General features: G+C 63.0%; 12 protein-coding genes. 1 reads left to right on the forward strand and 11 read right to left on the reverse strand.

The genetic code is table 11. From position 1 onward, the window contains the following. Positions 1 to 54 precede the first annotated feature (54 nt). From AC1RQK_RS09625 to glnT, 6 genes are all read right to left on the reverse strand, one after another. Entirely contained in the window at positions 55 to 1,014 is a 960-nt protein-coding gene (locus AC1RQK_RS09625; protein ID WP_492808731.1) for an alpha/beta hydrolase, read from the reverse strand. 593 nt (positions 1,015 to 1,607) lie between these two features. Then, entirely contained in the window at positions 1,608 to 2,633 is a 1,026-nt protein-coding gene (locus AC1RQK_RS09630) for a LysR family transcriptional regulator (RefSeq protein ID WP_492808733.1), read from the reverse strand. 247 nt (positions 2,634 to 2,880) lie between these two features. Then, complete coding sequence (locus AC1RQK_RS09635; protein ID WP_492808735.1) at positions 2,881 to 4,245, reverse strand: FMN-binding glutamate synthase family protein; 1,365 nt, start codon at positions 4,243 to 4,245, stop codon at positions 2,881 to 2,883. A gap of 1 nt (position 4,246) precedes the next feature. After that, on the reverse strand, positions 4,247 to 4,939 hold the full coding sequence (locus AC1RQK_RS09640) for a protein glxC (RefSeq protein WP_492808737.1): 693 nt from the start codon (positions 4,937 to 4,939) through the stop codon (positions 4,247 to 4,249). Then, entirely contained in the window at positions 4,927 to 5,835 is a 909-nt protein-coding gene (locus AC1RQK_RS09645) for a class II glutamine amidotransferase domain-containing protein (RefSeq protein WP_492808739.1), read from the reverse strand. Before AC1RQK_RS09645 ends, AC1RQK_RS09640 begins: the two co-directional genes overlap by 13 nt. A 14-nt stretch (positions 5,836 to 5,849) precedes the next feature. Beyond that, on the reverse strand, positions 5,850 to 7,244 hold the full coding sequence (glnT, locus tag AC1RQK_RS09650) for a type III glutamate--ammonia ligase (RefSeq protein ID WP_492808740.1): 1,395 nt from the start codon (positions 7,242 to 7,244) through the stop codon (positions 5,850 to 5,852). 163 nt (positions 7,245 to 7,407) lie between these two features. On the opposite strand from glnT, the gene AC1RQK_RS09655 reads away from it, so the two are divergent. After that, the gene (locus AC1RQK_RS09655; protein ID WP_492808741.1) at positions 7,408 to 8,010 is read left to right on the forward strand and encodes a helix-turn-helix domain-containing protein; all 603 of its coding nucleotides are present in this window, start codon (positions 7,408 to 7,410) and stop codon (positions 8,008 to 8,010) included. 58 nt (positions 8,011 to 8,068) lie between these two features. Here AC1RQK_RS09655 and AC1RQK_RS09660 read toward each other — a convergent pair whose 3' ends face one another. The 5 genes from AC1RQK_RS09660 to AC1RQK_RS09680 form a co-directional block, all read right to left on the reverse strand. After that, on the reverse strand, positions 8,069 to 9,757 hold the full coding sequence (locus AC1RQK_RS09660) for an electron transfer flavoprotein-ubiquinone oxidoreductase (protein ID WP_492809074.1): 1,689 nt from the start codon (positions 9,755 to 9,757) through the stop codon (positions 8,069 to 8,071). 79 nt (positions 9,758 to 9,836) lie between these two features. Beyond that, positions 9,837 to 10,457, reverse strand: a complete 621-nt coding sequence (locus AC1RQK_RS09665; protein ID WP_492808743.1) for a HutD/Ves family protein — start codon at positions 10,455 to 10,457, stop codon at positions 9,837 to 9,839. Between the two features lie 29 nt (positions 10,458 to 10,486). After that, on the reverse strand, positions 10,487 to 11,434 hold the full coding sequence (locus AC1RQK_RS09670; RefSeq protein ID WP_492808744.1) for an electron transfer flavoprotein subunit alpha/FixB family protein: 948 nt from the start codon (positions 11,432 to 11,434) through the stop codon (positions 10,487 to 10,489). A gap of 17 nt (positions 11,435 to 11,451) precedes the next feature. Then, positions 11,452 to 12,204 carry an electron transfer flavoprotein subunit beta/FixA family protein gene (locus AC1RQK_RS09675; RefSeq protein WP_492808746.1) on the reverse strand — a complete coding sequence of 251 codons (753 nt, stop codon included), beginning with the start codon at positions 12,202 to 12,204 and terminating at the stop codon, positions 11,452 to 11,454. Between the two features lie 63 nt (positions 12,205 to 12,267). Continuing rightward, positions 12,268 to 13,452: an NAD(P)/FAD-dependent oxidoreductase gene (locus AC1RQK_RS09680; RefSeq protein ID WP_492808748.1), complete on the reverse strand. Its 1,185-nt coding sequence runs from the start codon at positions 13,450 to 13,452 to the stop codon at positions 12,268 to 12,270. Between the last annotated feature and the right edge of the window lie 68 nt (positions 13,453 to 13,520).

The following is a 13,520-nucleotide window of genomic DNA, read 5'->3' on the forward strand; positions in this document are numbered from 1 at the left end:
GCCGGTGCCGCCGCGCTCGGCTGTTATCAGAATTTCCACCAGGCAAGCATAACGTCAGCCGGCCGTTGCCGCGAAAACCCGACGCAGGATCGCGTCGCGGTCAGCGATGAAACGCTGGCTGACCGTGGCATTTGGGCAAATCTGGTCGAACCCGTGCGGCGCCGCGGGGTAGACGTGCAACTCGGTCGGGACACCGGCAGCCATCAACCGCGTCGCATAGTCGATGTTTTCGTCCCGGAACAAATCCAGCTCGCCGGTCAGGATTGAAGCGGGCACAGATCCCGTCAAGTCCACCATGCGTGCTGGCGCTGCATAGGGCGACACCGGTGCATCGGCTGCACGTTCACCAAGGTAAGCCCGCCAAGCGATAGCATTCTTGCGCCGGTTCCACACCTTCGCATCTGTGACGAGGTGCGCGGAAGGCGTGTCGTTGCGATCGTCGAGCATTGGATAGATTAGCATTTGGTGCGCGATCGAGAATTCTTTCCTGTCGCGCACGAGCAGCGCAACTCCCGCGGCCGAGCCGCCGCCTGAGCTTTGCCCCGCGACAACTAAGCGGCGGGTATCGATACCCAGTCCGCCGGCATCCGACGCCATCCAGGCCAACACCCCGTAGCAATCCTCTGTGGCCGCCGGAAATGGATGTTCTGGTGCGAGACGCCAAGCGACCGATGCGACCAGACATTGGTGAGCGATGACAAGGTGCTGGCAGATCGCATCGTCCAGCAATTTGCTATTGAGTACGTAGCCCCCGCCATGGATCCAGCAGATAGCAGGTAACGGCGCAGCGCACGCTTCGGTCGGGGCAAAGACGCGAATCCGCACTGGCGGGTGATCGCCCCGACCGGGCACGGTCATATCGCGCACCGATACACGCGGGTCTGACGGAACCGGCATAGCGTCAACCATTGCGTGATATTCGAGGCGCGCGCGCGTCATATCCGCAATATCGAAATCTGGCATCGCCGCCACCGTGGGTGCGATTTCTGGATCGATGCGATCAAAAATGCTCATCAAGACCCTCGTCAAGGTTTGGACGTTCAGACCCTTCTCCCCATCTATGAGCGGGGAGAAGCAACGGGTTCGTCACGATATGAGAGTGCTTCATCGCTCGCACCGGCTGGACGCGGGGTCCACGATGAATGCGTAAAATCGGATCGATAAATTTACTCGAAATCGGACGTTAGCACATTATTTCGATAATTTCGCTCAAATATTGGCGAAAATTTGGTGCGGTATCCGTTAAGGCTCGCCAGCGCGAGGAGGAACAAGGTAGCGTTCGGTGTGTTCGAGGTGTGCCTGAACTGCGGCCTGAGTCGAGCCCAGGCGTCACTATGTCGTATTAAAGAGCGGGTCGCTGGGATTTCGCGGCACGGCTGCATGCGGCCGGGGAAAATGTATTCTTTCACGAACGTGAATGTTTTGCCGGGGTACCAACACAACACGTCGGTCCGACGCAACGGCCACAGGCTTCGCGTGCCTGATACGCTTTCAGCGTGGCAACTTCCGATCTCGATCGATATGGCAAGAATGGGCGCCGGTGAGTTTCCAGCGCGCGGTTGCCGACGCGCTCGATCATTGATTCATTGCGGCAACCGTGTACTAGATCAGGTCGGCGATCGTCCCAATCTTGAAGCTATGTCGTCATTCCAGATCTCGTGGGTGTGCAAGCCCAGGAGTTCGGCCATCTGGGGTGCCAATTGCTTGTGCATTGCCTGTCGTATGATGCGTTCGGCTTCCAAAGGCAGTCGTCCCAGTTCGTCCTCGCGGTGCATCATGTAGAAGCTTCGGGTCAGCGCCGGGTAAGCAGCCTGGCGCGGCCGGAAGCGGCTCAGTGGCAGCACCCGCAGTCCCTGCGCCGAGTGGCGCGATTGCCAGACACACATCGGTGTCGAGATCGCAAATCCAACACCGGCCGCGACCAGGCTGAGCAGAGGGTCGGAGGCATCGAATTCGCAGGTCTGTTCGATGATGTCTCCCATGTCCTGCAGATAGCCCTCGATTTGCTGGCCGATGTGTGAGCGGGCACTGTATCGGATCAAGGGCAGGCGCCGGCTCAAATCGCTCAGAGAGCAGGGTTGGCCCGGGTCGAAGGCGAATGGCAGCAGCACGTAGTAGGGTTCGGAGAACAGCAGCGAGCGGCGCATGCCCTCTTGCTGCACCCGGCCGCTGGTGGTGATGGCGATGTCGAGCTGACGGGCTTCGAACTGGGCCTCCAGCGTGGGAGTGATGCCCGACCACAGCCTGATCTGGCGTGATGCGCCAGATAGTCCCTTAAAGAGTGTCGGACCGACCGAGGCGGCGAAGGAATCGATACACCCTATCCTGACGATGCTGCGCTTGGCTCGTCCTTCGCCGCGCACGTTTTCGCTCATCTGCGCGAGCTGGTGCAGTAAGCCGGCCGCGTCCTGATACAGGCGCTCTCCGGCGAGGGTTGCGCGTGCCGGCCGTGTGGTGCGATCGAGAAGCGTCGTGTTGAGCGTGGCTTCCAGTTGCTTGACGCGTTGGGAGATGGTTCCCTGCGAGACACCCAGCCTGCGCGCTGCTTCCGAGACGGCCTCAGCCTCGAAGACGGCGACCCATGTCGAGAGCAAGTTCCAGTCTGGATAGGGCTGGCTGTCAATAGGTTTCATAGGTGAGGCTCGGCTGCAGGTGGGTCGGCATCGCGCATGTGAAGAGTAACGGGGCCTTGCGCACTGGGGGATGCGCAAGGCCTCGGGCTTACAGGACATCCCTAGGGCAAGTGGCACTCGATGCAAGGATCATGATCCGGTCGACCGTGGTATCTGCCCTGCGAGTCCGGCTCGACGAAGCGGGATGCGCACATCCACATCCCGCTTCTCTTAGGCCAGGCTTGCGTATCGCAGGGAATTGGCCAGGTCAGAAGCCTGGCTGGCCCTTGGCTCCCGGATACCAACTCGTGCCGACCAGCGGGATCTGGGTCATCGCTGCCGCTTCCAGCGTCAGCGCTGCCAGATCCTCCGGTTCCAGGTTGTGCAAGTGGGACTTGCCGCAGGCGCGCGCGATGATCTGCGCCTCCATGGTCATGACGGCCAGATAATTGGCAAGCCGGCGTCCGGCCTGCACCGGGTCCAGGCGTGCCGCCAGGACTTTGTCCTGCGTGGTGATGCCGGCCGGATCCTTGCCTTCGTGCCAGTCGTCGTAGGCGCCGGCGGTGGTGCCAAGCTGCCGATACTCCTCCTCATGGCGCGGATCGTTGTCGCCTAGCGCTACGAGCGCGGCCGTGCCGATGGCCACCGCATCAGCACCCAGGGCCAGTGCCTTGGCGACGTCGGCGCCGTTGCGGATGCCGCCGGAGACGATGAGCTGGACCTTGCGGTGCATACCCAGGTCCTGCAGCGCCTGAACGGCGGGGCGGATGGCGGCCAGGATGGGAATGCCGACATGCTCGATGAAGACCTCCTGCGTGGCAGCGGTGCCGCCTTGCATGCCGTCGAGCACGACTACGTCGGCGCCGGCCTTCACGGCCAGGGCCACGTCGTAATATGGACGCGTGGCGCCCACCTTGACATAGATGGGCTTCTCCCAGTCGGTGATCTCGCGTAGCTCGAGGATCTTGATCTCGAGGTCGTCGGGGCCGGTCCAATCCGGGTGGCGGCAGGCCGAGCGCTGATCTATGCCTTCAGGCAGGCAGCGCATCTTGGCCACCCGCGGGCTGATCTTCTGGCCCAGCAGCATGCCGCCGCCGCCCGGCTTGGCGCCTTGTCCGATCACTACCTCGATCGCGTCGGCTTTGCGCAAGTCGTCAGGATTCATGCCGTAGCGCGACGGCAGGTACTGATAGACCAGGGTTTGCGACTGGCCGCGCTCCTCGGGCGTCATGCCGCCGTCGCCGGTGGTCGTGCTGGTACCTGCGATGGTGGCGCCGCGGCCCAGGGCCTCCTTGGCGTTGGCCGAGAGCGCGCCGAAACTCATGCCGGCGATGGTCACCGGCGTCTTCAGATGGATGGGCTTCTTGGCATAGCGGGTTCCAAGCACCACGTCGGTGCCGCACTTTTCGCGGTAGCCTTCGAGCGGATAGCGGCTTACCGAAGCACCGAGGAACAGCAGGTCGTCGAAGTGCGGGAGCTTGCGCTTGGTGCCACCGCCGCGGATGTCGTAGATGCCAGTGACCGCGGCGCGCCGGATCTCGGCGAGGGTGGGCGGGTCGAAGGTAGCCGAGAAGCGCGGCAGGGTTTGCGGGATATGGGGAGGGGCTTCTTTGGTCGTGTTGGAGGCGGTCATGTCAGTAGGCTCCTGCGTTGTCGACGTGGAAGTTGTAGAGCGTGCGGGCCGAGCCATAGAGCTTGAAGGAAGAGGGATCGATGTCGATATGGCCGGCTTGCCGCAGCAGCCCGGCAAGGATCTCGCGCTCGGTCTCGCCCATGGTCTTTTCCTCGCAATCCGCGCCCAGACTCTTGACCGAGCCGCGTACGAAGATGCGGGCCTCATACAGCGAGTCGCCAAGGGCCTCGCCCGCGTCACCCAGGACGACCAGGTTGCCGGCTTGCGCCATGAACGCGGAAAAGCTGCCGACTGAGCCGCCGACGACCACGTCTGCGCCCTTGAGGGAGATGGCACAGCGCAGGCCGGCGTCGCCGTCGATGACCAGCAGCCCGCCCTGCGCGGTGGCGCCGGCGGCGTTGGACGCGAAGCCCTTGACATGGACCTTGCCGCTCATCATGTTCTCAGCGACGCCGGTGCCGGCGCTTCCGCTGATGGTCACTGTCGCCAACTGGTTCATGCCTGCCGCGTAGTAGCCGGCATGGCCCGCGATGGTGACGTCGATGGGGGCATGAAGCCCTGCGGCGATGGCGTGGGCGCCGCCGGGGTTGTCGATGCGCACCTGAAGACCGGAATGAGCCGGGGCTTCTCGGTGCAGGTATTGGTTGACCTCGCGCAGTGGCGTTTCGGCCAAGTCGAACTTTACGCTTTCCATACGTACATTTCCTCGGGTGCGGGTTCAAAGACAAAGGCGTTCTTGACTCCGGGCAGATGGGCCAGCGAACGGAATTCAGATGCGATGGCGACATAGTCGTCGGTCTCGGCCACCACGGCAGGCTTGCAGGCAAAGGGGTCGCGGATAAGTGCAAGCTCGGTCGGCGTGCCCATCAGGAAGGTGTAGAAGCCGTCGAGGACCGCGAAGCCTTTCTGCAACGCGTCCTTCAGCTCGTCCCCTTCGCGCAGGCGCCATTCGAGAAAGCGCGTGGCTGCCTCGGTGTCATTGTCGGTGTCGAACTCGATACCATGCGGCGCCAGCATGCGGCGGATGCCGTTGGGATTGGACAGCGAGCCGTTGTGCACCAGGCAGAAGTCCTCGCCAGCGGTGAAGGGGTGGGCACGGTCCGGCGTCACGGCCGACTCGGTAGCCATGCGGGTGTGGCCGACCAGGTGGCTGCCCTTGAAGCCGGCGAAGCCGTAGCGCCGTGCCACTTCCGCGGGCGTGCCGATGTCCTTGTAGAGATCGATGCTCCTGCCGGTGGAGAACACTTTGAGCAGGGGCTGGTAGCTCTTGATCCAGGTCTTGACAGCTTCGGGGTCGATGCCGAAGGTCACGATGGCGTGGTTTCCCTTGGCTTCGGCCGATGCATCATCGCCCAGGTCCTGGTTGAGGGCCTCCACCAGCGCCTGCCAGTCATAGTGGTCGCCGCCTTCGACGTAGCCCGAAAAGACGCTGACCTTGCGGCGCCCGCCAGCCAATGGCGGCGCGAAGACAGCCAGGCCGGCCGAGTCCGGGCCGCGTTCGGTCATTCCGATCATCATCGGGACCATGAGTTCGCCCAACTGCTCGCGCAGCGCAGGGTTTTTGACGAGAAGTCCAACGATTCCGCACATGGCGTGATTTCCTTTCAGAAGAATTCGAGGTATTGCTTGATTTCCCACTCGGAGACATGGCGCTGGTACTCCAGCCACTCCATTCGCTTGAGGTTGAGAAACTCGATCGCTACTGGGCCGAGTGCGTCGCAGATGACGCTGTCGGCTTCGAGCTTGTCTAGTGCCGCCCCAAGGTTCTGCGGCAGCAGGCCGATGCCGGCCTCTGCCAGTTGGGACTCGTTCCACTCGTACAGATTGGCGTTTTGCGGCGCGCCGGGGTCTAGCTGGCGGTCGATGCCATCGAGTCCGGCGGCGATGACCGCCGCGGTGGCCAGGTAGGGATTGGCTGCGCCATCGGGCAGGCGCAGCTCCAGGCGACCTTTGGGGATGCGGATCATGCAAGAGCGATTGTTGTCGCCGTAGCTGACGTAGGCGGGCGCCCAAGTGGCTCCGGTCAGCGAGCGGCCGACTACCAGCCGCTTGTAGGAATTGACAGTCGGCGCGCACAGGGCGGTCAGGGCGGGGGCATGGGCCAGCAGGCCGCCCAGGAAGTGGTAGGCCAGTTGCGACAGCTCCATGCCGCGGGCGTCGCTCTTGTCTTCGAACAGGTTGCGCTGGCCGTCGCCGATTGACAAATGCATGTGCATGCCATTGCCGGGGCGGTTCGCAAAGGGCTTTGGCATGAAGGAACAGACCAGTCCGAGCTCGTTGGCGATCTCGGAGGCCGCCATCTTGAAGAACACGAAGTGGTCGGCGGAGGTCAGGCAGTTGTCGTAGGTGAAGTTGAGCTCGAACTGGCCATTGGCGTCTTCGTGATCAATCTGATAGACGTCGATGCCGCTCGCACGCATGACGTTGGACAGGCGCTCCAGGAATGCGCGCGTGCGCGACAGCCCCTTGTAGTCGTAGCAGGGCTTGGCGAGTGTGTCGGTGGGCTCGCAAGGTGCGATGCTGCCGTGCTCGTCGCGGCGCAGCAGCGAGAACTCAGGCTCCAGCCCGGTAAACAGGGTGTAGCCCCTCTCGGCCAGCCGCGCGACCTGCTTCTTGAGCGTCACGCGGCTGTCGTAGGCCCAGGGCTGGCCGAGTACGTGGCCTTCGCAGACAATGCGCGCCAGGCCAGGTTGCCACGGCACGACCGACAGCGTGGCAAGGTCGCCTACGGCCATGAAGTCCGGGCCGTGGGGCTCGATGCCGACACCCCAGATGGCAAAGCCGGCAAAGCCCGCACCCGCGCTGAGCACCGTGGGAAGATGGGCGACCGGAACGGATTTGGCTTTGGCGACGCCGTGGATGTCGACGAACTGGGCGAGCACGTAGCTCACTCCCTGCGCGCGCAAATAATCCTGTGCTTGCTCGACGGTTTCAAAGCGTGGAGGAGAGACGAGTTCGCCCGGTGGGTGAACCAGGTGTGCAGTCGGGTCGGATTTCACGGGACAGGTTCCTAAGGTCTAAAGGAGAAGCGTTGCGAAGGACAAAGACGACTGTGATCAATGGGCCGAGGCAATCGTCTTGATTCATAGCATGCAACAAATATGCCTGGTGTGAATCATGCGTGGATGTCTAGTTAACGCCGCACCAGCTAAACTAGAACTTATGGAAAACTTCAATGAAACCCGCGCACCTGCGCTTGAGGAGTCGGTCGGCGCTGCCATCCGGGAACTGCGATTGAGAGAGGGGCTGACCATTGCCCAAGTCTCGGAACTGGCGGGAATCAGCCGTGGGATGCTCTCAAAGATAGAAACAGGTAGCACCATGGCGGGCATGGATACGCTGGCCCGGATCGCCCGAACTCTGGGGGTGGCGATGTCCGTGCTCTTTAGCAAGTACGACGCGACTGCGTCCACAGCGCAACATGTCAAGAATGGTGCAGGCATGGAAGTGGTGCGAAGAGGCACTAAGAGCGGGCACACGTACCATCTGCTGGCCTATGGCCAGGGGCCTGTCAAACTGTTTGAGCCGTTCCTGATCACCATCGAGGATGACAGTCAGCGATATCCAACGTTCCAGCATCCAGGCACGGAGTTTCTCTACATGCTCGAAGGGGTCATTGAGTACCGCTGCGGTCAACAAACGTATTTGCTGGAGCCTGGAGATTCATTAAGCTTTGATGGCGAGGTTCCGCATGGCCCCGAGAACCTCGTGCAGTGTCCTATCAAGTTTTTGTCGATCATCGTGTACCCGCGCAACACCGAATAAGCAAAAGCAGCGCCGTGGCGCTGCTTTTGCTGGGTGGTCGGGGTCGGGAAACGAGCGTTCACATGCTCGAATAATTGGGCCCACCCCCGCCCTCTGGCGTGACCCAGACAATGTTCTGGGTGGGATCCTTGATGTCGCAGGTCTTACAGTGCACGCAGTTCTGGGCGTTGATCTGCAAGCGCTCGCCGCCTGCGGATTCATCAGGCACGAACTCGTACACTCCAGCCGGGCAGTAACGCGACTCGGGGCCGGCGTAATGCGCCAGGTTGATCTCTGTCGGCACACTTGTGTTCTTGAGCATGAGATGGGGCGGCTGGTTCTCGGCGTGATTGGTATTGGAGACAAACACCGAACTCAGGCGGTCGAAGGTAATCTTGCCGTCCGGTTTGGGATAGCTGATCTTGGCGCTCTCGGCCTCGCGCTTGAGGAAGGTGTGGTCGGCCGCGGGGTTCTTCCGTGTCCACGGCGGCGTCTTGACGCCCAGCTTGGGCAGCAGCCAGTGCTCGATGCCCGCCATCAGCATGCCGATCGTGCGGCCCTTCTTGAACCAGGGCTTGAAGTTGCTCGCGGCTCTGAGTTCATCGTGCAGCCAACTTTTCTCAAAGGCCTTGGGATAGGCGGTAAGTTCATCGTGCTGACGGCCCGCGGCCACAGCGTTGTAGATGGCGTCGGCGGACAGCATGCCACTCTTTATGGCGGCATGGCTGCCCTTGATGCGGCTGGCGTTGAGATAGCCTGCATCGCAGCCGATAAGCGCGCCACCTGGAAACACGGTCTTGGGCAGGCTGGGCATGCCGCCATTGTTGATCGCGCGTGCGCCATAGCTCAGGCGTTTGCCGCCTTCGATATGCTTGAGGATGGCAGGGTGCTTTTTCCAGCGTTGCATTTCCTCAAAGGGGCTGAGCCACGGGTTTTTGTAGTCGAGGCCAATCACAAAACCTAACGCGACCTTGTCACCTTCAAGGTGATAGAGGAAGCCGCCGCCAAAGGTCTCCTTGTCCATGGGCCAGCCAGCGGTGTGCACCACCAGACCGGGCCGGGCCATGTCGGTCGGGATCTCCCATAGTTCCTTGATGCCGATGCCAAAGCTCTGGGGCGCCTTGCCGTCCTGCAGCTTGAATCTGGCCAGCAACTGGCGGCCTAGGTGGCCGCGAGCGCCCTCCGCAAAGACGGTGTACTTGGCATGCAATTCCATGCCAAGCTGAAACTCGTCGGTCGGCTCGCCGTCCTTGCTAATGCCCAAGTTGCCGGTGGCGACACCCTTTACAGAGCCATCTTCGTTGTAGAGCACTTCGGCGGCCGCAAAGCCTGGGAAGATTTCCACACCGAGGTTCTCGGCCTGCCGCGCGAGCCAGCGCACGACGTTGGCCAGGCTGACCACATAGTTGCCATCGTTGTGGAAGTTGTTGGGGAGGAGCGCGGCAGGCATCTTGGTGGAGCCGGTCTTGGACAGCAGCAGCACTTCGTCAGCGGTAACCGGCTGGTTGAGGGGGGCGCCTTGCTCTTTCCAGTCAGGCATGAGTTCCGACAGAGCCTTGGGGTCCATCACCGCGCCGCTCACGATGTGGGCGCCGGGCTCGGAGCCTTTTTCAAGCACCAGCACCGAAATGTCCCTGTTATTTTCGGCAGCTAGCTGCTTCAGGCGGATGGCCGTGGCCAGGCCGGCAGGGCCTGCGCCCACGATAACCACGTCATATTCCATGGACTCGCGGGGGCCGTACTGTTCGAGGATTTCTTGTGGGTTCATCGTTTGAAATGCTTGTAATGCAGCCAAGGCCGCAGGATCGGCGCACCGCATGCCAAGACGGCAAGGAGGAGGGTAGCTGTCAGACGCGCCGCAGTATGGCGTGGATCAGGCAGGAATCGGGCTGAAGCGCCAGTACGCGTAAGCGCTGGCAGTCGGCGGTGATGCACAGGCCAGCTTCGCTGCCCATCTGGCAGGTTGCACTGCCTTGGGTTTCGTAGCCGAGTTCGGCAGAAAAGCGGCCGCGGACAACGAGCAGCACGGTGGCGGCCACCCCATTCAGGTCAAGCTCGCAGTCTTGGTCAAGCCTGGCGAGTTCGGCTCGGGCGCTTCCGCGCCGAGCCATCACGTTGAAGAGCCGGGCCGGCCCGCCGGGCAGCTGTGCGCTCAGTGCAGTCTCGCCCGCGAAACTGCGCACGGAGCCTATCTGGTCGAAGACGAGGGGGGCTTGCGGAGCAGGGCCGCACAGGGTCAGTCCCGGGCCAAACACCAAGGCTGCCGTGCGGTCCACGCCGTCGAAGATCGAGAAAGCGCCTTCACTGCAGATGTCGGCCAAGCTCACGCGCCAGTCCCAATTGGCATCGTCGGCGGAGGGGTGCATCAGAAGCTCACGTGTGTAGCCACCGCCGTTGCGCCATGCCTGCGGCGCGACGTCCGCTAGGGTGAAGGGGCGCAAGCCGGGCGGCAGTCTGGATACGGTCATGATGGCAAGTTCCCGATGATCGTCCAGGGTCAGGCGGCAGCTGCTGGCAAACCGGATTCCAGCGAGGGCAGGGCTTCGAACAGATCGCCCACGATGCCATAGTCCGCGATCTGGAAGATCGGAGCATCCGGGTCCTTGTTGATGGCCACGATGCACTTGGCGTCTTTGATGCCGGCCAAGTGCTGGATGGCGCCGGAGATGCCGAGTGCGACGTACAGATCGGGTGCTACAACCTTGCCTGTCTGGCCGATTTGCACCGAGTTGGCCGCGAACCCGGCGTCAACCGCCGCACGCGAGGCGCCCACCGCGGCACCCAGGTGGTCTGCCAGGTGTTCGACCTTAGCCATGTTCTCGGCCGAGCCGACCCCACGCCCGCCAGCGACGACGATGCGTGCGCGGCTTAGGTCCGGGCGGGTGCTGGCGCTGCCTTCGCGGCCCAGGATGCTGGTGCGGACGTCCGCTTCGACGGCCGGGACGTCCTGGACCGGTGCCACCGTAGCTGATGTTGGAGCAGCCGGGAATGCGCTGGCCCGCACGGTGAGGAAGGTCGATGTGGCGATAGGCTGGACCCGGGTCACGACTGCGCCGGCATAGGCCGGACGCTCAAGCCAATCGGCTGAGGTCCGGGTGACGTCAGACAGATACGCGGCACCGGCAAGCGCCGCCGCGCGCGGCAGCGCCGCGCGCGCCTGAAGGCTGTGTGTGGCCAGGACCCAGGCATAAGGGGCAGCGAGCGCGGCCACTTGCCGGCCCAGCGTCTCGGCATTGAGCGCTGCGAATGCCGGGGCGTCAGCCGTGAGGACGACACAAACGCCAGCTAGTGTCGCGGCTTGGGCGGCGACGGCCGCGACTTCGTGGCCGACCACCAGCAGGTGCACTTGGCCGCCGGCGGCCAATGACTGAGCGGCGGTCACGACGCAGGCAGTGGAGGCGTCAAGTTGCTGCCCGTCGTGGGAGGCAAGAATGAGAGCGTTCATGGCGGTGACTCCGGAAGTCATGATTGCAGGACGGGCAGGGCACGCAGCTGCTCGATCAGCGCGGGCAGTCCGTCGAGTTTGATGCCAGCCTGGCGAGCCGGTGGTTCGCCCACGTGCAATTGCCGCACCGTGGCCGGCGCGCTGTCATCCAGCGCGGCGGGGACCTGTGCGATGATCGCCTTCTTGGCACGCATCATCGCGGGCAGGGTGATGTTGCGTGGGTCGCACAAGCGCAGATCGACGCTGAGCACAGCAGGCAAGTTCACGGCCAATCGCTCGGTGCCGCTATCCGCGTCGCACGAGACCTTGAGTTGCCGGCCTTCGACATGCAATTGGCTGACCGAGACTGCTTGCGGCCAGTCGAGCAGCGCGGCCAGCATCGGACCGGTGGCGCCCAAATCGTCGTCGATGTCCTGCTTGCCGCACAGGACCAGGTCCACGCGTTCGCCCGCGACGAAAGCGCGCAGCAGCCGCGCGGTGTGTAGTGGCTCCAGCGGCACGCCGCCGGTGTCCACCAGCACGGCCGCATCCGCGCCAATGGCCAGCGCGGCACGCAGCACGTCCTGTGCGACCGCTGCGCCGCATGCGATGGCGGTGACTTTCGTGGCCAAGCCCTGCTCCTTGAGGCGCACGGCCTGTTCCATGGCGACTTCATCGAAAGGATTGATCGACATCTTGACGCCGGTCGTGTCGACGCCGGAGCCATCGCTTTTGACGCGCACTTTGACGTTGTGGTCGATCACACGCTTGACGGGTACGAGGACATGCATGGCTGGATTCTGATCGGTACTCAAAGAGTTGGATGGGACGGAAGTGAGTTAGGACAACAAAACTCAAGAAACGGCACCCAGGCCGTATTTGCCAGTCAGCAGGCCGCCAGTGCGGAAACGCTCGAGCGCATAAGGCGCGATATCGACATCGGTCTGCAGGCCGAGAGCGCATTGCGCCAGCATCAGGCCGACGGCAGGTGAGAGCTTGAAGCCGTGGCCGGAGAAGCCGTAGCCGACCACGAGCCCAGCCAGGTCGGGCAGGCGACCGAGAACCGGGTTCCAGTCGGGCGTGACGTCGTAGACGCCGGTCCAGGAAGACGCCACGCCAGCAGTCTCAAAGCTCGGGAAGCGCTCGGCCACTTGGGAACCCACTTCCACCATGTAGTCCAGGCTGATGTCGCCCTGTTCGTTGTCGGGTGCGAGCAGGGTCTCGCCGACAATGCCCTCGCTGACGAGCATCTGGCTGCCGCCGTAGCTGCGGCAGTAGAGCATGCCTGGCGAGCCAAGGTCCTTGTAGACCGGCATCCGGAAGGTGTAGGCCTCGGGCCCTTCGAGCGCGAGAACACTGTGGCGCTCGGGTACCACCGGGCTGGCGATGCCGGTCCATTGCTCGATGTCGCGGGCCCAGATGTTCTGCGTGCTGATGACCGTGTCCGACAGGAAGGTGCCCACCGAGGTCGCGACGCCCACCGTCTTGCCATTGTCGACCAGCAGCTTCTCCACCTCGACACCTTCCATCATCTTCACACCCATGCGACGCGCAGCGCGGGCGAAGCTGGTCGCTACCAAGTACGCATCGGCGAAGCCCGCCTCGGGCTCGTAGCCGATAAGCGCGGCATCGTCGAAACGGGCGATGGGCAGCCGGCTTTCGGCTTCCTGGCGTGTCAAGTAGCGTACCTCGATGCCTTGATCACGCTGGGCTTGCAAGGCCGACTGCAATGGCTCAAGCTTGGGGCCTTCGGGCGCCGCAATGAGATAGCCGCACTTGACCAGGCCCGAGGAAGCGTCTTCGTCGCCGAGGTAGTTGGCGAAGTCGTTGAAGACGTTCCACGAGGCTTGCGCGAGCCTGACGTTCTCGATGACCGAGTAGTGCGTACGAAGAATGCCGCTAGATTGAGAGGTCGTGCCCGCGCCGATCTGCGTGCGGTCGAGCACCAGGACCCGGCTACAGCCCAGCCGGGCCAAGTGGTAGGCCACCGAAGTGCCGATGACACCGGCGCCAACCACGATTGCGTCAAAACTCTCCATGTCTGCTCCGAGTAGCTTGAGATTTGACGCAAGCATATGCAGGACGGCTTGGGTGCCGTGCAAGTGAA

This window comes from Cupriavidus sp. GW822-FHT02D05, from assembly GCF_058802485.1.